Source organism: Arthrobacter sp. FB24 (assembly GCF_000196235.1).
Classification (GTDB): Bacteria; Actinomycetota; Actinomycetes; order Actinomycetales; family Micrococcaceae; genus Arthrobacter.
In genome coordinates, this window is the sequence record NC_008541.1 from 2515278 (window position 1) to 2539015 (window position 23738).

Sequence of the window (23738 nt, forward strand, 5' to 3'; positions counted from 1 at the left end):
TGGCTGATGTAGGACCGGTCACGGCCCAAGGATCCTGGAAAGGTAGCGGGCCACGGCACGGACCGCGGCCATGGTTGTGGGATAGTCCATCCGGGTCGGGCCGAGTACGCCCACCTTGGCGCTGGAGCCGGGACCGTAGCCTGTGGCTACCACCGAGGCTTCCGCGAGTCCGTCGTAAGGGTTCTCCCTGCCGATGCTGACAGTGACACCGCGGGGGTCCTGGGCCATATCGCTGAGCAGGCGGAGCATGACCACCTGCTCCTCGAGTGCTTCGAGGACCGGGCCGATACTCAGCGGGAAGTCAACGTTGGACCGCGCGAGGTTCGCCGTGCCGGCCATGACCATCCGCTCCTCGCGGCTGCTGCTGGCCAGGGCATCCAGGCCACGGGCCAGCGCCTGGGCGGCATGCCGGCGTGACGGTTCACAACCGGCGACGACGGCGGGCAGCGCCTGCGGGAGCAGGCTCAGGGGTGTCCCCGCCAGGCTTTTCAGGAACCGCGCGCGGAGGCCGGCGAGGGCATCATCGCCGAGTTCCTGGCCGACGTCGATAACCCGCTGCTCGACCTTGCCGGTGTCCGCGATCAGCACGATCAGCACCTGCCGCGGCGCGAGCAGCACAAACTCGATATGCCGCACCATGGCGCGGCTGAGGTGCGGATACTGCACTACGGCCACCTGGTTGGTCAGCTGGGATAGCAGCCGCACGGTGCGCTCCAGGACGTCGTCCAGGTCCTCCGACCCTTCCAGGAGCGTCTGGATAGCCCGGCGTTCGGCCTGCGACAGCGGCTTGACGGCTGATATCTGGTCGACGAAAAGCCGATAGCCCTTGTCCGTGGGGATCCGGCCGGCACTGGTGTGCGGCGCCGTGATGAGGCCTTCGTCTTCCAACGCCGCCATGTCGTTGCGGATGGTGGCACTGGAGACTCCCAGGTGATGCCGCTCAACCAGTGCCTTGGAGCCCACAGGTTCGCGGGAATGGACGTAGTCCTCCACGATGGCCCGCAATACTTCAAGCTTGCGTGGCTCGCTCATTCTCCACCTCCGATCGGCTTTCCCGGTGCGCGGCCCGGCGCTGCGCCGGGCGCATGTCCCGTTATCCGTTAGCACTCGACATGTCTAAGTGCTAACCAGTCTAATATGAGTCGCCGCGTTGTTAGCATTGGTACCGCTCCTGGCGAAACCCGGGAGCGGGACTGGACGTGCACTGCCGTGAACCTACAGACGCCCTGTTCACTTCTCCTGTTTATTTTTTCTAGCGCAAGGCTGTGTCTATCCGATGTCGTACCAGAACTGGGGCCCGCAGGACATCACCGCTCCCCGGAAATCCGAGCTGCCCGAAGTGCCGGTCGAACGCGGCATGGTGCTCGAAGACGTGCAGTCCGGCTGGGTGGGGGCCGTTACCAGGGTGGAGAAGTCCGGCGGAATGCATGTTGTTGCCTTGGAGGACCGGCGGGGCAAATCACGCACGTTCCGGCTCGGCTACGGGTTCCTCCTGGAGGGCCTGCCGATCCGGCTGATGCCCCCGGCGCCCCGGCCGCAGGCAGCCTCTGCCGGATCCGGAAGGACGGCCTCCGGTTCCGTGCGGGTGGAAGGCCAGCGCGCCCAGGTGGCCAAGGCCAGCCGCATCTGGGTGGAAGGCAAGCACGACGCCGAACTCGTGGAAAAAGTCTGGGGTGACGATCTCCGCGTGGAGGGCATCGTCGTCGAACCTTTGCACGGCATTGACGACCTCACAGCGGCGGTTGCCGCGTTCCGGCCCGGCCCGGGCCGCCGGCTGGGGGTGCTGGTGGACCACCTGGTTGCCGACTCAAAGGAATCACGGATTGCCGATGCCGTGATGGCGTCCCCCGGCGCCGCCGGAAACGTGCTGATTGTGGGCCACCCCTACGTGGACGTGTGGCAGGCCATCCGGCCCGCCGTCCTGGGCATTGACGCATGGCCGGTCATCCCCCGGGGCATGGACTGGAAAACCGGCATCCTGACGGCCTTCGGCTGGCCCCACGAGACCAAGGAGGACATCGGCCTGGGCTGGCAGAAACTGCTCGGGGCAGTCCGCAGCTACGCGGACCTGGAACCGTCCCTGCTGGGCCGGGTGGAAGAGGTCATCGACTTCCTCACAGTGCCCTAGGTGGAAGAGCACAAGCCTGTTGACGGAAGTACGCAGTGCCGAGGGCGCCTGTTGAACTCTTCGAATGCACCCCTGACCCAGTATTCTTGATACGGCGGTTGTTGCTGTTGAGGCAGCGCCCGCTTTTCCGGGAACCACCGCACCACTGCAATCCGAAGGACGACACCGTGGCAGAAGACGCACGTGAACAACGGGACAACCAGGCCGGCCATGGCCAGCCCCAGTATCATGGTGTCCCCGCCAATGCCCTGCCGCTGACGGCCAACGAAGACCGGCAGTGGGCAACCCTCGCACACTTCGGCGGCATCCTCGGGTGCGTCCCGTCGCTGTTGATCTACCTGATTTTCAAGGACCGCGGCCCGTTCACGGCACAGGAGTCCAAGGAAGCGCTGAACTTCACCCTGCCTCCCACAATCGCCGCCGTCATCTGCAACATCCTGGTGATGCTGCCGGTGGTGGGTAACATCTTCGCAGTGCTGGCCACGCTGATCTGGATCGCTGTAACCTGCTTCTCCGTGGCGGCCGGTATCCACGTCAACCGTGGCCAGCCCCACCGCTACGACTTCAACCTGCGCTGGATCAAGTAAGCCATAGGGCCGACCAACCGGCCGGCCAAGGTAACCGGATTAGTCGGGCAGGATCCTTCTGACTACGGCGTCCGCGAGCAGCCTGCCTTTCAGGGTGAGCACGAGCCTGCCCCGAAATGCCGCGGCGGGATCCACCAGGCCGTCTGCGATCAGTCCGGCGACGGCCTGCCGCCCGGACACTCCCAGTCCGGATACCTCGAGTCCGGTGCTCAGCCTGGCCTCAAGCATGACCCGCTCAACGTTGCGGGTTTCGGCGTCGAGCGTTTCCCGGCCCGCCGCCGGTGACACACCGCCGGCAAGCCTCCCGGCGTAGGCCGTGGGGTGCTTCACGTTCCACCAGCGGACTCCGCCGACGTGCGAATGCGCGCCCGGGCCGATCCCCCACCAGTCATCGCCGCGCCAGTAGGCCAGGTTGTGCCGGCACGCCTGCTCAGGTGTGCGTGACCAGTTGCTGACCTCGTACCAGCCAAGGCCTGCGGCGGTGATCAGTTCATCGGCGAGTTCATACTTGGCCGCGTGGTCGTCGTCGTCGATCCCCGGCACTTCGCCGCGACGGATCTGGGCGGCCAGCTTGGTGCCGTCCTCCACGATCAGGGCGTAGGCGCTGATGTGGTCAGGGCCGTACGAGAGGGCTGTCTCGAGCGAGTACCGCCAGTCCTCCAGCGACTCCCCCGGTGTTCCGTAGATTAGGTCGAGGCTGACGGCGAGTCCGGCATCCCTGGCCCACTGCACCACCTGCGGCACCCGGCTGGGCGTATGGGTGCGGTCGAGGACCTTCAGGACGTGCGGAACAGCCGACTGCATTCCGAAGGAAACACGGGTGAAGCCGGCATCCGCAAGGAGCTGCAGCGACTCCGGTGTGACCGAATCCGGGTTGGCTTCGGTAGTGACCTCGGCACCCGGTTCCAGGCCCCATTGCGATACCGCCGCGGTGAGGATGCGGGCCAGGTCTTCCGCGGGCAGCAGAGTTGGTGTGCCGCCGCCAAAAAAGACCGTGCCCAGCCGGCGTTCCGGCAGACCGCTGCCTTGCAGGGCCTTGGCGGCAAACTCCACTTCCGCGATGGCAGTGGAGGCGTACGCGTCCTGGGACGCGCCGCCGCCTAGCTCTGTCGCGGTGTAGGTGTTGAAGTCGCAATAACCGCAACGGACGGCACAGAAGGGAATGTGGACGTAGAGCCCGAATCGCCGCTGCGCAGCGCCGTAAGCGGCCTGCGCGGGCAGCAGGCCGTCCGACGGCGCGGGGTCGCCCAGGGGAAGGACGCTAGGCATGGGTGCGGCCTCCGGAGGTTCCGGCCACGATCATCACTACTTCTTGGCCTTGTCCTTGGATTCGTCCGTGGTGAGCGCTGCGATGAAGGCCTCTTGGGGCACTTCAACGCGACCCACCATCTTCATGCGCTTCTTGCCTTCCTTCTGCTTTTCCAGCAGTTTGCGCTTACGGGTGATGTCACCGCCGTAGCACTTGGCAAGGACATCCTTACGGATGGCACGGATGCTCTCACGGGCGATGATCCGGGAGCCGATCGCGGCCTGGATGGGCACTTCGAACTGCTGGCGGGGGATGAGCTCGCGCAGCTTGCCCGTCATCATCACGCCGTAGGCATAGGCCTTGTCCCGGTGGGTAATGGCGCTGAAGGCGTCCACCTGTTCGCCTTGGAGCATGATGTCTACCTTGACAAGGTCGGCTACCTGATCGCCGTCGGCCTTCCAGTCCAGCGAGCCGTAGCCGCGGGTCTTGGACTTGAGGATGTCGAAGAAATCGAAGACGATTTCGGCCAACGGCAGGCGGTAGCGGATTTCCACACGGTCCTCGGAGAGGTAGTCCATGCCGCCCATCACGCCGCGGCGGCTCTGGCACAGCTCCATGATGGCCCCGACGAACTCGTTCGGCGCCAGGATGGTGGCGGACACCATCGGCTCCCGGACTTCCGCGATTTTACCGGTGGGGTATTCGCTCGGGTTTGTCACATGGACGACCCGCTTGTCCTCCAGGGTCACTTCGTATTCCACGTTCGGGGCCGTGGAAATCAGGTCGAGCTTGTACTCGCGTTCGAGGCGCTCACGGGTGATTTCCAGGTGCAGCAGCCCCAGGAAGCCCACACGGAAGCCGAAGCCCAGCGCAGCCGAGGTTTCCGGCTGGTAAACAAGGGCGGCGTCGTTGAGCATCAGCTTCTCAAGGGCATCGCGGAGCACCGGGTAGTCCGTGCCGTCCAGCGGGTAGAGCCCGGAGAACACCATGGGTTTGGCGTCCGCATAGCCCGGCAGTGATTGTGAGGCAGGCTTGGCCAGGTTGGTGACGGTGTCGCCGACCTTGGACAGGCGGACGTCCTTCACACCGGTAATGAGATAGCCCACTTCGCCGACGCCCAGGCCCTTGGAGGGGGTGGGCTCCGGGGAGCTCACGCCGATCTCAAGGAGTTCGTGGGTGGCTCGCGTGGACATCATCTGGATGCGTTCGCGGGGGTGCAGCATGCCGTCGACCACGCGCACGTACGTGACCACGCCGCGGTAGGTGTCGTAGACCGAGTCGAAGATCATGGCGCGGGCGGGAGCGTCGGGGTCGCCAACAGGTGCCGGCAGGTCTCGGACGATCTTGTCGAGCAGTACTTCGACGCCCATGCCGGTTTTGCCGGAAACGCGCAGGACCTCATCGGGGTCGCCGCCGATCAGGTTGGCGAGTTCCTCGGCGTACTTTTCAGGCTGAGCCGCGGGGAGGTCGATCTTGTTCAGGACCGGGATGATGGTGAGGTTGTTTTCCATCGCCAGGTACAGGTTGGCGAGCGTCTGCGCCTCGATGCCCTGGGCCGCGTCCACGAGGAGCACTGCACCTTCGCAGGCGGCCAGCGAACGGGAGACCTCATAGGTGAAATCGACGTGCCCGGGGGTGTCGATCATGTTCAACGCGTAGCTGGTGCCGTCAACTTCCCAGGGCATGCGTACTGCCTGGGACTTGATGGTGATGCCGCGCTCACGTTCGATATCCATGCGGTCCAGATACTGGGCCTTCATGTCGCGGGACTGAACGACGCCGGTGTACTGCAACATGCGGTCGGCCAGAGTGGATTTACCGTGGTCAATGTGCGCAATGATGCAGAAGTTCCGGATGATGGCCGGATCTGTTGCGGCGGGCACCGGGGCGGTGCGGGCCATGGGAGACACGCAGGGTCCTTACTGTTGGCATTTCCGCGGCTGTGCTCAGGACGGCCGGGGCCGTCGCGGGACCTGCCGCACGTGAACTTATAGTGTCCCACGTCCTGCCGCCACTCGGTGCATTGTTTGCGTACCCGGACTGCGGGGGCGCAAAAGGTCCGGTCCATGCGGTCGAAGTATCGTTGCAGGATGGCATTCAACCTCCGCTCACTCGCCCGGGCTGTCCGCACCGCTTTTCGCCTGCTGGAAGGGCGCCCCGCCGCGGGTCGACCGGCCGGCCCGACCCCCGGCCGTTCCGCTCCCGCCCGTTCAAAGGTGCCGCAGGCCGCTGCCGGCGGCCTCAGCGGAAAATACCCTGGCGACTTCAAGGGCACCACGAATATCAAGTACGCCCCCTCCCCCAACGGCAAGCCGGAACCGGGCGAAGTCGTGTGGACCTGGGTTCCCTACGAAGAGGACCATTCCCAGGGTAAGGACCGGCCCGTGCTCCTGATCGGCAGCCGCGGGCGGTACCTGCTTGGACTCATGCTCACCAGCAAGGACCATGACCAGGACCGCAGGAATGACGATAGCTACGTGGATATCGGGACAGGCAGCTGGGACAGGCAGCGCCGGCTCAGTGAGGCCAAGCTGGACCGCATCATCCAGATCAGCCCGGCGGACATCCGCAGGGAGGGCGCTGTCCTGGACCGGCGACGCTTCGACACCGTCGCCTCGGTACTGCGTGAGCTGCACGGCTGGACCTGACTGACAACCACCGGGCAGCGACAGACGCCAGCCGGAAAACAACGGCATGCCAGAGCATCTGCTACTATTGACAGCTGTGTGTCCGTGCAGGTCGACGGCCACTGATGGTTGGCCGCCATAGGTATCCCCACGCCGCTCAGTCAATGGCCAATCTGAAAGCCCTCTAGACCATTTCCGCATTAAAAAGAGAGTTCACACGTGGCTAATATCAAGTCCCAGAAGAAGCGCATCCTCACCAACGAGAAGGCTCGCCTGCGCAACAACGCAGTCAAGTCGGAGCTGAAGACGGCCATCCGCGCCGTCAACACCGCCGTTGAGTCCACCGACAAGGATGCCGCTGCTGCTGCGCTGGTTGCTGCAAGCCGTAAGCTGGATAAGGCTGTCAGCAAGGGCGTTCTTCACAAGAACAACGCTGCAAACCGCAAGTCGGCGATCTCCAAGAAGGTCAACGCACTCTAAGGTTTTCCAGTTCACCTGAACTGATGATCGTGGCCGGCACCCCGACGGGGTGCCGGCCACATCCTTTTAACCGCGGCTGCAGGTTGGCAGAGGCCGCCGCGCTCCGCCCGCTACCGCTCCTCCGTTAGTTGCGGCGGACCGACGTTGCGATGACGGTGACAGCGTGCTCCACCGCGTAGACCGGATCCCGGGAAAGGCCTTTGACCTGGGCGTCCGCCTCGGCAGTCACCTGGATGGAGCGGACCAGGCCTTCCGGGGTCCAGCGCCTGACGTCCCGCTGCGCCTGTTCCACAAGCCACGGCTGCATGCCAAGCTGGCGGGCGATTTGCGCCGAGGATCCCTGCGCGCCGGCTACTTTGGCCACCGTGCGGAGTTTTGCGGCAAGTGCTGCCACGAGCGGAACGGGGTCCGCCCCCGTCGCAAGGGCGTGGCGGAGCGTAGAGAGTGCCAGCGGTCCGTTGCCGGCTAGCGCGGCGTCCGCAACTTTGAAGGCTGTTGCCTCGATCCGCCCGCCATAGTAACGGTCCACCATGTCCGTATCCACAGCAGTGGCTGCATCCGCGATGAGCTGGCTGCAGGCGGCGGCGAGCTCCGACAGGTTGGCGCCCACCGCATTCACCAGCGCATGGACGGCCTCGGGCTCGATGCGGCGCGAAGCGGCCTTGAATTCAGCAGCGACGAATGCCGACTTGTCCGCATCCTTCTTGAGCGGCTGACAATCGACCACCGGCCAGCCGGCGGCCTTGATGGCATCGAGCAGCTTCTTGCCCCGGACGCCGCCGCCGTGGCGGACTACCAGGACGGCGTCGGGCTCAGGGTCTGCCAGGTACTTGAGGGCGTCCGTGAGGAACGCGTCGTTCATTGCTTCCGCCGACTCCACCTCAATCAGCTTCGATTCCCCGAACAGCGAAGGACTGACGTTCATGGCCAGGGACCCGGGTTCATAGCTGCCTGCGTTGAGCCTGGTGATCTCGACATCCGGCTGGGCTGCGCGGACCTGGGACCTGATGCGGTCCATGGCCCGGATGCCGAGGTATTCTTCGGGTCCGCCGATCAGCACCACGCGGGCCGGGGTCACGTCGCGCCAGGTGGCGGTCGCTGACGTCGCCGGCTTGGATCGTGCTTTTTGCGCAGCGGCCACTCTTGGTTCCTCCCGGACATCGGATTAATACCTCTAAGACTCCCACGGTGGCGGCGCTCATCCAAGCCGGTGAACCGGGGCCACAGATCCAGCAGATCGACGGTCTTTCGGTGCGTCGCCAGGACCAGCGTCCACAAGGCGCGCGGGTGCAGAACAAGCCACAGCACAAGCAGCGTGCAGCCGGACAGCGCCACCATGGTGGCCGCGCCAAACGGTCCCTCAGGCCACGGCAGGGCGGCGCCGGGCAGGTCCGCGAAGAACCTGGCAACGGCCGCGACTCCGGCCGCGCAGCCACCCGCAACCGCCATGGGAACCGCAGCTGCCCAAGGGGCCAGCGGCACCACGGGCACGGCGGCTGTTCCGAGGATGGTCACCGGCGCCACGAGGGGAGCCGCCACCATGTTTGCCAGCAGGGCGTAGGACGAAAACTGGGGCTGCAGCAGGACGATCACCGGACTGCAGAAGAGTTGGGCGGACAGCGGAACGGCAAGGCCGGCAGCCAGCCAGCGCGGCACAACCGGTGGCAGCCATTCCATGATCCGCGGGCCGGCCGTCACGATGCCGAGAGTGGCCAGCACGGACAGCAGAAAGCTAAAACTGGTCCCGAGTCCCGGATCGGCCATGAGGAGCCCGATCACGGCCAGGCAGAGGAAGCTGAGCCCGCGTCCGGTCCGGCCGCCGGACAGAGAGACCAGTCCGATTGCGCCCATGAGCGCAGCCCGGAGGACGCTGGCGTCCGGACCCACCATCAGGACGAACAGTGCCAGGCCGGAGAGGGCAGCCGCAGCCGCGGGAGCCCTCGACAGGCGGATAGTTCGGGCAGCCAACAACAGAGTCCCCAGGATGAGGCTGCAGTTCGCCCCGCTGACTGCGGTCAGGTGGGTCATGCCGACAGTTTTCATGGCGCTTCCAAGCTGGTCGTCGAGGTAGCTGGTGTCGCCCGTGACCATTCCCGGCAGGAGGCCGCGGGCATCGCCGCCGATCCATTCGGCTGCGGCGGCAAACCCCCTGCGGAGGGCGCCTGGTCCCTCCTGCCATGCGGTGGTGGCTGCCGTGGTGGCTGGGTCCGTGGTGGCGGACAGGGTCCCCGCCTGCGTTTGGCCGTGGTCGGCCGGCCTCAGCTTTCCCGTAGTCCGGATCCGCTGTCCGGGGACCACGTGCTGCCAGTCCCCGCCGCCCACGAGCAACAGGCGGGCGTCACTCCTGATGAGGCCGCCGTTGGCGATAATCGCGTATGCGGTGGCTTCAACTGCCCAACGGTCCGAACCGCCGCGGCCGGGAATTTTCAGCTGGCGCGGTGTCCCCGCGATCTCGGCCTCAACCACTACAGCGGAGCGGGCCGTGACTGCATCCGCAACGGGCCCGTCGTGCTTCTGGGATGCGGCGATGGCCGAGTGGGACGCGATGGCCGCGGACAGCACCACGGCAATGCCGAGGGTGGTCAGGAAGCTCCGTGGCACCAGCCCTGCCCCGTGGCGCCGCATCCGGCGACAGCGGATGGCAGCTAACAGCGCCACAGCTGCCAGGAGCAATCCCGCGATCAAGACCCCGAGCGCGGGCAACGGCAACCAGACGCCGGCGACGGCGGCGGCCCAGGCGAGGAGTGCCGGAGGTACGAGACGCAGGTCGGTCCGGCGCTGCGGCCTGTTGCCGGTTGCGGTTCCCGCAGGTCTTCCTGTCCCCTGTACCCGGCCCTCCGGTCCGGGAAGGAGTCGCGCCGCGAGCACTTCCCGCAGGCCGGACGCCGTTCGCGGCACGATGCCCCTGATGCCGGCAGCGCGGACTTCCGCTGCCTGGCGGGCCTCCGGCGGGTTCTCGGCAGTGCGCGGCGGCCGGGGGGTCCCTCCCTCCTCACCGCTGACGGCTGCGTCGATGAAGCGGTGCCACGGACTGACCTTGCCCACCTCAGGACACCCGAACGAGGGGCAGCAGCGTTTCCAGCATCTTGGGGCCAACACCGTCCACCGCGTCTAGTTCCTCAACGGTGCTGAACCGGCCGTGTTCCTTGCGCCAATCGACGATGCGCTGGGCCAGCACGGGACCAACCCGGGGCAATGCGCCCAGTTCCTCGGCAGACGCCGAATTCAGGTCGATCTTCCCGCCCTCCGCTCCCGTTTGGCCGGGGACTGAGTCGCCGGGCCCCGATCCCGCGGCTCCCGGTCCGGTGGCGCCGGCTGCCGCCCCAGGGGCGTCCACCGGTTCCCCCACCAGCGGAACGTGGATTTTCTGGCCGTCGGCCAGGACGGCGGCAAGGTTCAACCGGTTCAGGTCAGCCCCTTCCGCACTTCCACCCGCACCGGCGATGGCCTCGTGGACCCGGCTGCCTTCCGGCAGTTCCACAACGCCCGCCCGGTTGACGGCCCCCGCCACGTGGACAATGATCTTCGCTCCGGATGCGGCACCTGAAGGCTGTCGTCCCGTTGAGGCGCCGTCGGATCCTCCCGGCCCTGAACCGGGATGTCCTTCCTGTTGCGCGCTGACTTCCGGGCTGCTGACGTCGCTCAAGGGCACCACGTGGGGACGGCTGGCTGCCACATCCCACCAGAACCAGCCGCCCAGCAGGAGACTCAGCAGTCCCAGCAGCACCGCAACGCGAAACCCCGAGCGCCAGCGGAACTTCGCCGGTGCATGTGTTCCGGAAACGGCGGATGAATCGGCGGCCGAGCCGCCAACGGCGCCAGGTTCCGGCTGCGCACCGCCGTCATACGTGAAAGACCCGTGGCCGTGAACCCCGGCGCCGTACCCCAGGAGCCCCGCCGAACCCGGGTTCCCGGCATCGGATCCACCGCCGTCACCGCCGCCGGAAGGCCCCAGTGTGGTTGCCAGGCGCCGGCGCGCGCGGCTGGCCGCGGCAGGTGCTCCCGCTTCCGCGTTCCGGCGTGACATACCCCCACGCTAGGCAAATGGAGGCGGCACAGACAGCGCGAATGACTGTATGTGGAAAGCGCTGCCGGCGGCTTCCTCTGCGGTTCCCCGGCCTGCCGGCTACTTCTGGTAGGTGATGTAGGCCTCGTACTGGACCCGCCAGGATTCCGGCGCCTTGGGGTCGGGAACAGTCGTCGTCAGGAACTGGACGCTTGTCACCTGGCCCTTGAGGTACTTCAGCCAGTTGGTGACTTCTTCGGACACGTCCTTGTCGAACTGCGCAACGTGGTGCACCTGCATTGTCATGGGAGCCTCCTTGCTTGGTGGGGAGACTGTACTACCGGCAAAGCTATCGGACCAGAGGGGGTTCCTTCTGCGGCGTGCTGCTCTCCCCCACGATCACGGCAAGGACCCCCAGTCCCGCGTGGGCAGCGAGTACGGCCGGGAGCGAACTGATCTGCGCCGGAGGCACTTCCGGTAGCGCGGCTGCCAGCCGGCCCGCAAGCTCCGCCGCCTCACCGGGGTTGCCAAAATGGTGGACTGCCAGCCTGGCCTGGCCGGCGGGCCGCGCTGCGGCGTCGGCAACCACGATTTCCTCAAGGCGCGCCACGGCCCTTGCCGCGGACCTGACCTTCTCCAGCGGAACGATTTTCCCGTCATCCACGGCGAGGATCGGCTTGATGGCGAACATGGTTCCCCAGAGGGACGCCGCCGCTCCGATCCGGCCGCCGCGGCGCAGCTGCTCGAGGCTGGGTACATAGAAATAGACCTTGGTGCGGGCCATCCGGTCTTCGGCGAAGGCGCGCACTTCGGCTGCGGGGCGGCCGTCCGCAGCCGCTACCACTGCGCTTTGCACACCCATGCCCAGCGCCATGCCCACGGTCTTCGAATCGACCACTTCCACGGGGATGCCTACACGGGTTGCCGCAAGCCTGGCGGAGTCGGCGGTGCCGGACAGCGCTCCGGAGATGTGCACGGAGACCACGGCTTCGAAACCGCGTCGCAGCGCCGCAAGATAGGCCTGCTCGAACTGGCCGGGTGACGGTCGTGACGTCTTGACCGGCGTCCCGGTGGCCAGCGCCACGGCGATCGTGTCGGTGATGTCGTCTTCGCCCTCGCCGTAAATCTCCGCCCCCACCATGACCGGCATGGGCACCACGGTCAGCCGCCCGTCGGCGGCGAAGTCCGTGACCCAGTCCGCAGGCAGCGCGGCTGCGGAATCGGTCACCACCGCGGTGCGCACGACGGCGGCCGGGACCACGGCTTCCGGCGCAGCCCCTGGCTTGGAAACCTGCCGCAGGCGGACAAGCCGTTCCTTTAGCCACGGCCAGCCGGCCGGCTCCCGGTCGTTCACGGCGTCCCCCTGCTGCTCCGGTAAAACGTCATGGCCGGCCGCCGGCAATACCGGCGGCCGGTGCCCGGGCTACGCCGGGACGATGTTGACCAGTTTAGGTGCACGCACGATGACCGTGCGGATACCCCGCCCGTCGAGGGCGCGCTGGACGTTCTCCGACGCGAGGGCCAGTTCACGCAACTCGTCTTCGCCGATCTCCGGAGAGACTTCGAGACGGTCGCGGACCTTGCCCTGGACCTGGACGACGGCGGTCACCGTGTCCTGCACCAGGAGCGCTTCGTCATGCGAGGGCCAGCCGGCGTTCGCCACCGAGGCGGGATGCCCCAGAACGTTCCACATGTCCTCGGCCGTGTACGGCGCGAAAAGGCTTAGGATGACCGCGACAGCTTCCGCTGCTTCGCGGACGGCGGGATCCGCCCCGCCCGCGCCGGAGGCTGCATCTATGGTTTTGCGGGTCGCGTTGACCAGCTCCATCAGTTTGGCCACCACCACGTTGAACTTATTGCTGTCCAGCAGTGCGGCGGCATCGGCGATGGTGCGGTGCGTGACGGAGCGTAGCGCCCGGTCTCCTTGGGCAGCGTCCGCGCCGGGCGCGCTGCTTACGTCCTGCGCCAGGCGCCAGGCCCGGGCCAGGAACTTTGCGGAGCCCGACGGCGAAACGTCAGCCCAGTCGACGTCGTCCTCCGGCGGCGAGGCGAAGATCATGGTGAGGCGCACGGCGTCGACGCCGTACTTGTCCAGCTGCTCACCGAGGTCGACGCCGTTGCCCAGGGACTTGCTCATGGCCTTGCCCCCGTTGAGGACCTGGCCCTGGTTGAGCAGCGCGCTGAACGGTTCGTCGGCGTCGATCATGCCGAGGTCATGGATGACCTTGGTGAAGAACCGGGCGTACAGCAGGTGCAGGATGGCGTGCTCCACGCCGCCCACGTACTGCCCCACAGGCATCCAGTCGTTGATCTTCTTGGGATCAAAGGGACCCTCGGTGTACTGCGGCGACACGAAGCGCAGGAAGTACCACGACGAGTCAACGAACGTGTCCATGGTGTCAGTGTCGCGTTTGGCGGGACCGTGGCAGTTGGGGCACTCAACGTTGACCCAGGCCTCGGCCGCGGCCAGCGGCGAGGTGCCCTTCGGGGACAGGTCCTCGCCGCGCAGGTCGGCCGGCAGGGTGACGGGCAGCTGGTCGTCGGGAACCGGAACTTCGCCGCAGGCAGGGCAGTGGATGATCGGGATGGGCGTGCCCCAGAAGCGCTGGCGGCTGAGCAGCCAGTCACGCAGGCGGAAGTTGACGAACTTTTCGCCCGTGCCCTGTTTCTCCAGCATGTCGATCGCCGTCGGGATGGCCTCGGCCTTGGGCAGGCCGTCGAGCACGCCGGAGTTGATCAGGGTGCCTTCCCCGGCGGTGGCCTTCCCGGTCACCGCGGGGTCGTCCTCCCCCGTGTCCAGCACGGCGCGGACGGGCAGGTCGAAGGTCCTGGCAAAGTCGAGGTCGCGCTGGTCGTGGGCCGGGACCGCCATGATGGCGCCCGTGCCGTAGTCCGCCAGCACGTAGTCGGCCGCCCAGACGGGCAGCTTTTCGCCGTTCAGTGGGTTGACGGCGTAACGGCCGGTGAAGACGCCCGTCTTTTCGCGCTCGGTGGACTGCCGTTCGATTTCGGACAGCGCCTTGACCTGTTCGCGGTACGCGTCCAGGGCCGCGGCGTGCTCGTCCGTGACCAGCTCCACTGCCATCGGCGCATCTGCTGCAACCACGAAGAACGTGGCGCCGTAGAGGGTATCGGGGCGCGTGGTGAAGACGGTGACGTCCTTGGCCGGCTTATCGCCGGCGGCCTCGATCACGAAGTTGACGTGGGCGCCTTCGGACCGGCCGATCCAGTTCTTCTGCATGGCCAGGACACGCTCGGGCCAGTGGCCGCGCAGTTCGTCCATGTCGTCCAGCAGCCGGTCGGCGTAGTCGGTGATCTTGAAGTACCACTGGTTCAGGGACTTCTTGGTTACAGCGGTGCCGCAGCGCTCACAGGCCCCGTTGACCACCTGTTCGTTGGCCAGTACGGTCTGGTCCTTGGGGCACCAGTTGACCGGAGAATCCTTCCGGTACGCCAGGCCGCGTTCGTAGAAGCGCTTGAACAGCCACTGGGTCCACCGGTAGTACTCCGGGTCCGAGGTGTGCAGGCGCCGTGACCAGTCCGCCGAGATCGCATAGCGCTTGAAGGACGCCGCCTGGGTGTCGATGTTGGCGTAGGTCCACTCGCTGGGGTGCGCGTTGCGCTTGATGGCGGCGTTCTCGGCGGGCAAGCCGAAGGAGTCCCAGCCGATCGGGTGCAGGACGTCGTAGCCCTTCTGGCGCAGGTAGCGCGCCACGACGTCGCCCATGGCAAACGCCTCGGCGTGGCCCATGTGCAGGTCGCCTGAGGGGTAGGGGAACATGTCGAGGACGTAGCGGCGCTCGCGCGAGCCGTCGTCGACGGGTGTGAACACCTTGAGGTCTTCCCACACCTGCGGCCATTTGGCCTCCATCGCGGCGAAGCTGTAGGTGCCCTCCTCGGGACCTTCCGTCGCGACTGCTGCTGTTCCGGTCTCTGTCTCCGGCTGAACGCTCACTGCTGCCCTCTTCTGTTCTGTACCGCTTTTCGTACGGCCCGGGCTTGCTGTCCAGCCCCGGCCCCCTAATCCCCTGCTGCCGGCCCCGAAGGGCTCCAGACACACAAAAGCCCCTCGACATGGAGGGGCTGCCGCGCGGTAATCCGAGTAGGTCCGGGATACCGGGCGGCTAGCTAAGCAGAAGGATCGCACGCATAGAACTACTTTAGCGCACCTCTACCATCAGCTAAACGTAAGTCGCCACGAGCGGCTGAATAGCTGACGGATAGGTTGATGGCAGCCGCACCTCGCCCGGGTGTGGTGGGCACCGCGAAGCGGGCGGGGCAGGTGCGGCTGCCATCAACGACAGGTCAGACTATTTCACGTCCTCGTCGACCCAGTCCATGGACTTCGTGACGGCCTTCTTCCAGAGGCGCATCTGGCGGTCCCGCTCGGCGTCGTCCATCTGCGGTTCCCAGCGCTTGTCCTCGGACCAGTTGGCCGAGCACTCCCCTAGGTCCTTCCAGAAGCCGACGGCCAGGCCGGCAGCGTAGGCGGCACCGAGGGCGGTGGTTTCCACAACCTTCGGCCGGATCACCGGAACGCCCAGGATGTCCGCCTGGAACTGCATCAGGGCGTCGTTGGCAACCATGCCGCCGTCGACCTTCAACTCAGTCAGCGGAACACCGGAGTCCGCGTTGACGGCGTCGAGCACCTCACGGGTCTGGAAGGCCGTGGCCTCCAGCGCCGCACGGGCGATGTGGTTCTTGTTCACGAAGCGGGTCAGGCCAACGATCGCGCCGCGGGCATCGGACCGCCAGTACGGCGCGAAGAGGCCGGAGAACGCCGGCACGATGTAGACGCCGCCGTTGTCCTTGACCGAGGCCGCGAGCGTCTCCACCTCCGGGGCACTGCTGATCAGGCCGAGGTTGTCCCGCAGCCACTGGATCAGGGATCCGGTGACGGCGATCGAGCCTTCCAGGGCGTAGTGCGGAGCAGCATCCCCCAGCTTGTAGCCCACGGTGGTCAGCAGTCCGTTCTTGGAATGGACGATCTCCTCGCCGGTGTTGAAGATCAGGAAGCAGCCCGTTCCGTACGTGTTCTTGGCTTCGCCGGCATCAAATGCCGCCTGGCCGAACGTGGCTGCCTGCTGGTCGCCGAGGATGCCGGCAACCGGCACTTCCCGGAGCAACTGCGAGGTGTGGACGGTTCCGTACACCTCGGAGGAGGACTTGATTGCGGGCATCATTGACGCGGGAACACCGAAGGCGTCAAGGATCTCCTGGTCCCAGGACAGCGTGTCCAGGTCCATGAACATGGTCCGGGAGGCGTTGGTGACGTCCGTGACGTGCACGCCGCCATCCACTCCGCCGGTGAGGTTCCACAGCACCCAGCAGTCAGTGTTGCCAAAGACCAGATCACCGGCTTCGGCCTTGGCACGGGCGCCTTCCACGTTATCCAGGATCCATTTGATCTTGGTGCCGGAGAAGTACGTGGCCAGCGGCAGGCCCACCTTCTGTTTGAAGCGCTCCGGTCCGCCGTCCTTGGCCAGTTCATCCACGATGTCCTGCGTCCGGGTGTCCTGCCAGACGATGGCGTTGTAGATCGCCTTGCCCGTTGTCTTATCCCACACGACGGCGGTTTCGCGCTGGTTGGTGATGCCGACGGCGGCGATGTCGTGCCGGGTCAGGTTCGCTTTGGAAAGCGCCGAGGCAATGACCTCGCGGGTGTTGTTCCAGATTTCGGCGGGGTCGTGCTCCACCCAGCCGGCCTGCGGAAAGATCTGCTCGTGTTCCATCTGGCCGGAGGAGACGATGCTGCCGCTGTGGTCGAAGACGATGGCGCGCGTGCTGGTGGTGCCCTGGTCGATGGCGATTACGTACTGGTTCATGTTGACGTCCTTGTCTGTTGTCTGAAGGGCTTGACGGGGTTGTTGAAACGCGGGCGGATCAGGAAGCTGCCGAGGCGATGATCGGCACTACAGCTGCGACAGCGCCGGCCAGGGTACCGCCTACCAGCGGCCCGACGACCGGGATCCAGGAGTAGCTCCAGTCGCTGGAACCCTTGCCCTTGATGGGGAGCAGAGCGTGCGCAATGCGGGGACCAAGGTCACGGGCGGGGTTGATGGCGTAGCCGGTGGGACCGCCGAGGGACACGCCGATGCCCACGACGAGCAGGGCCACAGCGAGCGGGCCGAGGCCCGAGGGGGTGCCGCCGAACGTCAGGATGACGAAGACGAGCACGAACGTGCCGATGATCTCGGTGATCAGGTTCCAGGGGGTGGAGCGGATGGCAGGGCCGGTGGAGAACACGGCGAGCTTGCTGGCGGGTTCCGGTTCGGCGTCAAAGTGCTGCTTGTGGGCCAGCCACATGACGACTGCGCCCAGGAACGCGCCCAGGAGTTCTCCGCCGAAGTAGGTCAGTGTGGATGCGAAGTCGACGGGCACCCCGGGCGCATATTCGCTTTTCCCGTTCACCAGCAGGCCGAGAGTCACGGCAGGATTGATGTGTGCGCCGGACTTTACCGCCACATAGACGCCGGCGAAGACCGCGATGCCCCACCCCCACGTGACCATTAGGAATCCGCCGTTGTTGCCCTTGGTGCCTTTGAGCGCAACGTTTGCCACAACGCCGCAACCCAGCAGGGTGAGCATTGCGGTTCCGAATACTTCGGAAAGGAAAACAATTCCAAGAGACATCTTTGACTCCTCTATTTTCTGTTGTCAGCCCCTCGCGATTTGAAGGGCTGTTGGGCCGGCAACGTTGTTGCGTTGCCGGCCGGCTGCTGCGCTGGCTGCTCCTCCAGCGGGACTGCGCAGCCCTTGCGCCCGGGCAATTCCTCCCCGGGCACGCAAGCTTTCTAAGCGACCAGGCTGTGGACCTGGACGCCGTGGAAGCGTTCAAGCACCTCCTGGGCATGGTGGATTTCGGCTGCCCTGGCAGCGGCGTCCCATTCCAGCGGGGCAGCGAGGACGTCTGCCACCTCGTTGAGGAGTTCGCCGGTCACCAGCCCGCGGAAGGCCAGCGAGGTGCGCCGGATCAGCACGTCGATGAGGTGCCCCACTTGTTCGTTCCGGGCCATGAATTCCAGTTCGCGGACACTGAGTTCACGGGTGGAGTGCAGGAGCCGGTCCGGGCCCGCGTCGAGGTAGCGCAGCACCTCTTCGGCGCGGGTGCCGTATCGGGTCAGCAATCCGGAGATCCGGTCAGCGTCGCGGCCGGCGGACATGTGGGCCTTGATCCACTGCTGGACTCCGGCCTGGCTGTCCGGGAAGCCGGCTCCGCCGCCAATGGCGAGTTTCGCCGTCGAGACTTTCCGGTCCATGCCCAGTTCCTTGAGCACGTCGTTTGTGAGGTGTTCGGCCAGCGCCCGGAATGTTGTCCATTTGCCGCCCACCAGGCTGAGTACGACGGCGCCGCTGCCGCCGGATGCCGCTTCCTGGCCGCCGGCACTGCGTTCGATGCGGTAGTCGCGGCTGACGAAGCCGGGCTGGGTGGCGTCGTGCCTGGGCAGCGGGCGAACGCCGGCGAAGGTGTAGACGATCTGGTCCCTATGCACTGCGACGTCCGGGAAGACGTGGCCGATCAGGTCGAAGAAGTAGTCGATCTCGTCGTCGGTGCACACGGCGTCCTCGGCCATGTCCGCGTCCACGTCGGTGGTCCCCACGAGGACACGGTCGCCCATCGGGTAGATGAGCACGATCCTGCCGTCCGTGTGCTCGAAGAAGATCTCGCGGCCGTTGCAGGCTTCGAGGAGGCCGGGGTGGTCCAGCACGATATGCGAGCCCTTGGTGCCGCCCATGAACATCGACGCGGCGCCCATGGCCTCATTGGTCAGGTCCACCCACGCCCCCGTGGTGTTGACGATGACGTCCGCCGTGAAGTCGAACACCTCTCCGGTCAGTTCATCGCGCAGCTGGACAGTGCTGCCGCCGGTGGGCCCGGCTGACGTGCCGGCCGCTCCGCCCATGGCGACGAGCGAGAGGTAGTTGCTGGCCCGCGCGTCGCTCTGCCCGCTGGCGCCGGCCTTCTCGCCGTCCTGGAGCACGTCAAGGGTGAGGCGCTCTGGGTTGTGGACCGAGGCATCGAAGTACGTGGCCGCGTATTTGATGCCGGGGTGCAGCCGTGGCAGCTCCGCCAGGGCGCGCTTCCTGCCGCGGAACTGGTGGCGCGGAACGGTGCCCCCGTCGCGGGAAAAGAAGTCGTACATGCTAAGCCCGACCTTGATGAGGAAAGCTCCGCGTTCCTTCGGCTTGCCCTGCTGCTTGTGGGTCAGGAACCGCAGGGGCGCGGACAGCACACCCGAGAAAGTGCTGAAGATAGGGATGGTGGTCTGGAGCGGCTTGACGTAGTGGGGAGCGATGCGCAGGAGCCTGTTGCGTTCGACGACGGACTCCTGGACCAGCCGGAACTCGCCGTTTTCCAGGTATCGGATTCCACCGTGGATCATGTGCGACGATGCACCGCTGGCCCCCTGGCAGTAATCCCCGCGTTCAACGAGCGCAACGTCCACGCCCTGCAGTGCCAGGTCGCGGAAGGTGCCGACTCCGTTGATCCCGCCGCCGATAATCAGGACTTGGGCGCGGGGCCGCTTGCGCAGGCTCTGCACTGATGACCGCTGGCGGCTGGTAGCCGGATGGCCGGATGAATCGTTGGTTCCCAAATCTGCTCCTTCGGGTTTGGTCCTGTGCGGCGCACCTCACAGCGCGGCGCCGTTCATCACTATTCTTTGGAGTAATGGAAAATGGAGTCAAGCACTATGCACAAACGTGCAGAACGGAAGCCGAATGCCGCGCTCACGCCACTCAGAAGCCCTCAGGGCTGCACAACTGTATTACCTCCAGGACCTCACGATGGACGCCATAGCCAGAGAGCTCAGGACGTCCAGATCCACGGTTTCCCGCCTTCTTTCCGCTGCCCGGGAGACCGGCCTGGTCCAGATCCAGATCCGCAATCCGCTCGACACCGGGCCGGAACTGGAAAACATGATCCGCACCCAATACCGGGTGGATGTCCACGTCGTCCCGGTGCTGGACACCCTTAATGAAGCGGAAACCCTTGACAGGGTGGCCATGCAGGCTGCAAGGACGATCGGGCCGCTGGTTGACTCCAACGCCATCATCGGCGTCGCCTGGGGATCCACCCTTAGCGCCGTCAGCAGGCACCTCACCCGCAAGATCACCCACGACAGCGTGATCGTCCAGCTCAACGGCGCCGGCAACATGCAGACCACCGGCATTACCTACGCCAGCGACATCATGCGCAGGTTCGGCAGTGCCTACGGTGCACGCGTTGAACAGTTTCCCGTTCCTGCCTTCTTCGACCACGCAGCCACCAAAACCGCCATGTGGAATGAACGCAGCGTCCAGCGCATCCTTGAGCTGCAGTCGCGCATGAGCATTGCCATCTTCGGCGTGGGGTCGGTGGACGCCGACTACCCGAGCCACGTCTATGCCGGCGGATACCTCGACGAAGACGACCTGAATATTCTGGCGAACTCCGACGTGGTGGGTGACGTAGCCACCGTGTTTTTCCGCGGGGACGGATCCTCTGACGGCATCACGCTCAATGAGAGGTCCACCGGCCCCGCCCTGGCGCAGCTGCGGCAGGTCAGGCGGCGGATCTGCGTTGTGTCAGGGGCCTCGAAGATCAACGGATTGCGCGGCGCGCTCGCCGCCGGCCTGGCAACGGACCTGATCCTCGATGAGGCCACCGCCCGCCGCCTGGTCAGCTTTGACGGACTGTCCTGAGGCCTGCTGCCAGTCCCGCCCGGCCTGTCCCGGGGAGCGGACGGCGCCGAGTCGGTAGAGTCAGTCCTATGAAGAACTCGCCCCGACTAAGCCTCAACAACGGTGTGCTGATCGACCAACTGGGCTTCGGGCTCTATAAGGTTCCCCCTGCAGACGCCGCCGGCCTGGTAACCATGGCCCTCGAGGCCGGCTACCGTCACTTCGACACTGCCGCCATGTACGGGAATGAAACCGGGGTAGGCAAGGCCATCGGTGCGCTTGCCGGGTTCGCGGGCGGCGGTCCGGCCGGAGGCTCCGGCGAGGCAGCACCGTCGCTTTCCCGCGAGGACCTCTTCGTCACCACGAAGGTGTGGAACGACGACCATGGCTACGACGCCACCATGCGGGCCTTTGACACGTCCATGTCCAACCTCGGCATGGAATATGTTGACCTGTACCTCATCCACTGGCCATGCGCCCGCCGCGGGCTTTTCACGGAAAGCTACCGGGCCATGGAGACCCTCTACCGCGAGGGCAGGATCCGGGCCATCGGGGTGTCCAACTTCCAGCCCGCCCACCTGGAGCACCTGCTGGAGACCGCCGAAGTCGTCCCTGCAGTGAACCAGATCGAACTCCACCCCTGGCTGCAGCAGGACGAACTCCGCCAGTTGCACGACCGGCTAGGCATCCGCACCGAGGCCTGGAGCCCGCTGGGCCGGGGCCAGGTGCTTGCGGATCCGGTAGTCCTCGAGCTGGCAGCAGCGCACCGCCGGAGCGCGGCGCAGATCATCCTGAGATGGCACGTGCAGCTCGGCAACGTGGTGATCCCGAAAGCCAGTTCCTATGCCCGGATCAGGGAAAACCTGGACGTCTTCGGGTTCACCCTGGACCCGGCGGAGATGGCCGCCCTCGCCGCCCTGGAACGCGGCCACCGCACCGGCTCCAACCCTGACGACGTCAACTAGGATTCGACACCATGGAACAAGTGGACATGGGACCGGCGCAGGCCCCGCCCCTCTTCAGCGGGCAACTGGACGCCCGGACGCGGGCTGCCAGCGTGGACCTGCACGGCTGCAATGTGGACTACTGGGTCTATGAACCTGTCAGCGTGACGGCCGAGACCCGTACCATGCTGGTGGTCCACGGATTCCGGGGCGACCACCACGGCCTGCTCCGGGTAGCGGACCAGCTCCCGGACATGCGGCTCATCATGCCCGACCTTCCCGGCTTCGGCAGCTCCGATGCGTTCCCGGACGGCGGGCACAGTGTGAGGCGGTACGGGCAGTTCATCAGCGATTTCATGGCCGCACTTGGACTGGGGCCGGACACGGTGCTCCTGGGGCACTCGTTCGGGTCCATCGTTGCCAGCCATTTCGCGGCTGCCAACCCCGGCGCGGTGTTCCCGCTGATCCTCATCAACCCCATTGCCGCACCGGCGCTGGAGGGGCCCAAGGGCGTTATGACCAAACTGGCTGTCATCTACTACGAGGCCTCCGCCAGGCTCCCCCGGGCCCTCGGCCTTTACCTGCTCCGCAGCCGGCTCATTGTCAGGGTCATGAGCATGGCCATGGCCAAGACCAGGGACAAGCAGCTCCTGCAGTTCATCCATGGACAGCACAACGCCTATTTCTCCGCCTTCGCCAACCGGGACAGCCTGCTTGAGTCGTTCAAGGCCTCCGTGGGAAGCAACGTTTCCGAGGTTGCCCCGGACCTTTCCCTCCCGGTGCTGCTGATTGCCGGGGAGAAGGATGAGATCGCGATGCTCCCGGACCAGCACAAGCTGCAGGCACTCCTGCCGGACGGCACCCTCGAGGTGATTCCCGGCGTGGGGCACCTCATCCACTACGAGACCCCCCAACCGGCCGCCGGCTTCATCAGACGCTTCCTGAAGGACCATCCCGCGTGAAAATCATTATCGACGCCCGCTTCACCCGCCTGGACCACCACGACGGCATCAGCCGGTACGGCGCCAGCCTGATCGCAGCCACGGCCAAGATCGCAGACGTCTCGATGCTCATCAGCGATTCCCGGCAGCTGGCCCTCCTCCCGGATGTGCCCTACACGCTGATCAACAGCCCGCTCTCCCCCGCGGAGCTGTTCGTGGCCGGCAAGGTCAACAAGCTGGGCGCCGACGTCGTGGTGTGCCCGATGCAGACGATGGGCACGTTCGGCCGGAAGTACGGCCTGGTGCTGACACTTCACGACCTCATCTACTACGAGCACCCTTCCCCGCCGGGCTTCCTGCCGGCACCCGTCCGTGTGCTGTGGCGCCTGTACCACAAGGCGTACTGGCCGCAGCGGCTGCTCCTGGACCGGGCGGACGTGGTGGCTACCATCAGCCACACCACCGAAGCACTGATCGCCAAACACCGCCTCACCCGGCGTCCGGTCCGGATTGTGGGCAATGCGCCGCAGCACGGCCATACTCCGCGCGACCCCGGTGCCGGCGCGGACAGGACGCTTCTCTACATGGGTTCGTTCATGCCGTACAAGAACGTGGAAACCATGGTGCGGGGAATGGCCGAACTTCCCGACATGACGCTCCACCTGCTCAGCCGCATCACGCCGCAGCGGCAGGCGGAGCTGGAAGCGCTGGTGCAGCCGGGAGCCAACGTTGTGTTCCACAACGGCGTGACGGATGCCGAGTACGAGGCCCTGCTGGGCCGGACAACGGCCCTGATCAGCCTTTCACGAGCGGAGGGCTACGGCCTCCCGCTCGTGGAGGCCATGTCCCATGGGACCCCCGTAATCGCAAGCGACATCCCGATCTTCCGTGAAGTAGGCCATGACGCGGTGAGTTATGTCCACCCGGATTCCCCCTCGGAGTTCGCCAACGCGGTCCGCAGGCTGGAAGAGCCGGAAGTGTGGAAAGCTCACTCACTCCGTTCGGTGGAACGCGCCGCGGAATTCAGCTGGGACCACTCGGCCCGGCAGCTTGTGCAGCTGGCCGAGGAGGCCGCCCGAATCAACCGCCGCTGAGGTGCCGCCCCCCGGGGTG

General features: G+C 66.0%; 20 protein-coding genes. 8 read left to right on the forward strand and 12 right to left on the reverse strand.

All coding sequences use genetic code 11. The features are described 5' to 3' along the window. Positions 1-18: 18 nt before the first annotated feature. The gene (hrcA, locus tag ARTH_RS11310) at positions 19-1032 is read right to left on the reverse strand and encodes a heat-inducible transcriptional repressor HrcA (protein ID WP_011692080.1); all 1014 of its coding nucleotides are present in this window, start codon (positions 1030-1032) and stop codon (positions 19-21) included. 244 nt (positions 1033-1276) lie between these two features. Here hrcA and ARTH_RS11315 point away from each other — a divergent pair, with 244 nt between their 5' ends. Together ARTH_RS11315 and ARTH_RS11320 are read left to right on the forward strand one after the other, a co-directional pair. Then, on the forward strand, positions 1277-2128 hold the full coding sequence (locus tag ARTH_RS11315; protein WP_011692081.1) for a DUF3097 domain-containing protein: 852 nt from the start codon (positions 1277-1279) through the stop codon (positions 2126-2128). A gap of 167 nt (positions 2129-2295) precedes the next feature. Then, the gene (locus ARTH_RS11320; protein WP_011692082.1) at positions 2296-2715 is read left to right on the forward strand and encodes a DUF4870 domain-containing protein; all 420 of its coding nucleotides are present in this window, start codon (positions 2296-2298) and stop codon (positions 2713-2715) included. A gap of 39 nt (positions 2716-2754) precedes the next feature. On the opposite strand, the gene hemW is transcribed toward ARTH_RS11320, so the two are convergent. Continuing rightward, a complete protein-coding gene (hemW, locus tag ARTH_RS11325; RefSeq protein WP_011692083.1) occupies positions 2755-3984 on the reverse strand; it encodes a radical SAM family heme chaperone HemW in 1230 nt (409 codons plus the stop codon). Between the two features lie 36 nt (positions 3985-4020). Then, positions 4021-5874, reverse strand: a complete 1854-nt coding sequence (lepA, locus tag ARTH_RS11330; protein WP_011692084.1) for a translation elongation factor 4 — start codon at positions 5872-5874, stop codon at positions 4021-4023. Between the two features lie 180 nt (positions 5875-6054). Here lepA and ARTH_RS11335 point away from each other — a divergent pair, with 180 nt between their 5' ends. Further along, complete coding sequence (locus ARTH_RS11335; RefSeq protein WP_043429802.1) at positions 6055-6612, forward strand: type II toxin-antitoxin system PemK/MazF family toxin; 558 nt, start codon at positions 6055-6057, stop codon at positions 6610-6612. A gap of 198 nt (positions 6613-6810) precedes the next feature. Further along, complete coding sequence (rpsT, locus tag ARTH_RS11340; RefSeq protein ID WP_011692086.1) at positions 6811-7071, forward strand: 30S ribosomal protein S20; 261 nt, start codon at positions 6811-6813, stop codon at positions 7069-7071. A 124-nt stretch (positions 7072-7195) separates the two neighbouring features. On the opposite strand, the gene holA is transcribed toward rpsT, so the two are convergent. From holA to ARTH_RS11385, 9 genes are all read right to left on the reverse strand, one after another. Further along, positions 7196-8212 carry a DNA polymerase III subunit delta gene (gene holA / locus ARTH_RS11345; RefSeq protein ID WP_043429803.1) on the reverse strand — a complete coding sequence of 339 codons (1017 nt, stop codon included), beginning with the start codon at positions 8210-8212 and terminating at the stop codon, positions 7196-7198. Then, positions 8146-10116 (reverse strand): ComEC/Rec2 family competence protein, encoded by a 1971-nt coding sequence (locus ARTH_RS11350; RefSeq protein ID WP_011692088.1) that lies wholly within the window; start codon positions 10114-10116, stop codon positions 8146-8148. Before ARTH_RS11350 ends, holA begins: the two co-directional genes overlap by 67 nt. A gap of 1 nt (position 10117) precedes the next feature. Further along, entirely contained in the window at positions 10118-11098 is a 981-nt protein-coding gene (locus ARTH_RS11355) for a ComEA family DNA-binding protein (RefSeq protein ID WP_011692089.1), read from the reverse strand. A gap of 99 nt (positions 11099-11197) precedes the next feature. Next, complete coding sequence (locus tag ARTH_RS11360) at positions 11198-11383, reverse strand: hypothetical protein (protein ID WP_043429806.1); 186 nt, start codon at positions 11381-11383, stop codon at positions 11198-11200. Positions 11384-11426: 43 nt separating this feature from the next. Continuing rightward, a complete protein-coding gene (locus tag ARTH_RS11365; protein WP_011692090.1) occupies positions 11427-12431 on the reverse strand; it encodes a DegV family protein in 1005 nt (334 codons plus the stop codon). 69 nt (positions 12432-12500) lie between these two features. Continuing rightward, on the reverse strand, positions 12501-15032 hold the full coding sequence (gene leuS, locus ARTH_RS11370; protein WP_011692091.1) for a leucine--tRNA ligase: 2532 nt from the start codon (positions 15030-15032) through the stop codon (positions 12501-12503). A 355-nt stretch (positions 15033-15387) separates the two neighbouring features. After that, a complete protein-coding gene (gene glpK / locus ARTH_RS11375; protein WP_011692092.1) occupies positions 15388-16902 on the reverse strand; it encodes a glycerol kinase GlpK in 1515 nt (504 codons plus the stop codon). A 58-nt stretch (positions 16903-16960) separates the two neighbouring features. Further along, positions 16961-17710 carry an MIP/aquaporin family protein gene (locus ARTH_RS11380; protein WP_011692093.1) on the reverse strand — a complete coding sequence of 250 codons (750 nt, stop codon included), beginning with the start codon at positions 17708-17710 and terminating at the stop codon, positions 16961-16963. Positions 17711-17871: 161 nt separating this feature from the next. Next, positions 17872-19674 (reverse strand): glycerol-3-phosphate dehydrogenase/oxidase, encoded by a 1803-nt coding sequence (locus tag ARTH_RS11385; RefSeq protein ID WP_011692094.1) that lies wholly within the window; start codon positions 19672-19674, stop codon positions 17872-17874. A gap of 124 nt (positions 19675-19798) precedes the next feature. Between ARTH_RS11385 and ARTH_RS11390 the strand changes: the two genes are divergently transcribed. The 4 genes from ARTH_RS11390 to ARTH_RS11405 all read left to right on the forward strand — a co-directional run bounded on the left by ARTH_RS11390 (position 19799) and on the right by ARTH_RS11405 (position 23719). Further along, the gene (locus tag ARTH_RS11390; protein ID WP_011692095.1) at positions 19799-20761 is read left to right on the forward strand and encodes a sugar-binding transcriptional regulator; all 963 of its coding nucleotides are present in this window, start codon (positions 19799-19801) and stop codon (positions 20759-20761) included. Between the two features lie 68 nt (positions 20762-20829). Continuing rightward, positions 20830-21705: an aldo/keto reductase gene (locus tag ARTH_RS11395; RefSeq protein WP_011692096.1), complete on the forward strand. Its 876-nt coding sequence runs from the start codon at positions 20830-20832 to the stop codon at positions 21703-21705. A gap of 11 nt (positions 21706-21716) precedes the next feature. Then, entirely contained in the window at positions 21717-22646 is a 930-nt protein-coding gene (locus ARTH_RS11400) for an alpha/beta fold hydrolase (protein WP_011692097.1), read from the forward strand. Beyond that, positions 22643-23719 (forward strand): glycosyltransferase family 4 protein, encoded by a 1077-nt coding sequence (locus tag ARTH_RS11405; RefSeq protein ID WP_011692098.1) that lies wholly within the window; start codon positions 22643-22645, stop codon positions 23717-23719. Before ARTH_RS11400 ends, ARTH_RS11405 begins: the two co-directional genes overlap by 4 nt. The last annotated feature ends 19 nt before the right edge of the window (positions 23720-23738 follow it).

Excerpts from the sequence above, each read along its gene's own strand:
- hrcA (WP_011692080.1), bottom strand. The coding sequence starts at position 1,032 with ATGAGCGAGCCACGCAAGCTTGAAGTATTGCGGGCCATCGTGGAGGAC.
- ARTH_RS11315 (WP_011692081.1), top strand. The coding sequence starts at position 1,277 with ATGTCGTACCAGAACTGGGGCCCGCAGGACATCACCGCTCCCCGGAAA.
- hemW (WP_011692083.1), bottom strand. The coding sequence starts at position 3,984 with ATGCCTAGCGTCCTTCCCCTGGGCGACCCCGCGCCGTCGGACGGCCTG.
- ARTH_RS11335 (WP_043429802.1), top strand. The coding sequence starts at position 6,055 with ATGGCATTCAACCTCCGCTCACTCGCCCGGGCTGTCCGCACCGCTTTT.
- ARTH_RS11355 (WP_011692089.1), bottom strand. The coding sequence starts at position 11,098 with ATGTCACGCCGGAACGCGGAAGCGGGAGCACCTGCCGCGGCCAGCCGC.
- ARTH_RS11360 (WP_043429806.1), bottom strand. The coding sequence starts at position 11,383 with ATGACAATGCAGGTGCACCACGTTGCGCAGTTCGACAAGGACGTGTCC.
- glpK (WP_011692092.1), bottom strand. The coding sequence starts at position 16,902 with ATGAACCAGTACGTAATCGCCATCGACCAGGGCACCACCAGCACGCGC.
- ARTH_RS11380 (WP_011692093.1), bottom strand. The coding sequence starts at position 17,710 with ATGTCTCTTGGAATTGTTTTCCTTTCCGAAGTATTCGGAACCGCAATG.
- ARTH_RS11390 (WP_011692095.1), top strand. The coding sequence starts at position 19,799 with ATGCCGCGCTCACGCCACTCAGAAGCCCTCAGGGCTGCACAACTGTAT.
- ARTH_RS11395 (WP_011692096.1), top strand. The coding sequence starts at position 20,830 with ATGAAGAACTCGCCCCGACTAAGCCTCAACAACGGTGTGCTGATCGAC.
- ARTH_RS11400 (WP_011692097.1), top strand. The coding sequence starts at position 21,717 with ATGGAACAAGTGGACATGGGACCGGCGCAGGCCCCGCCCCTCTTCAGC.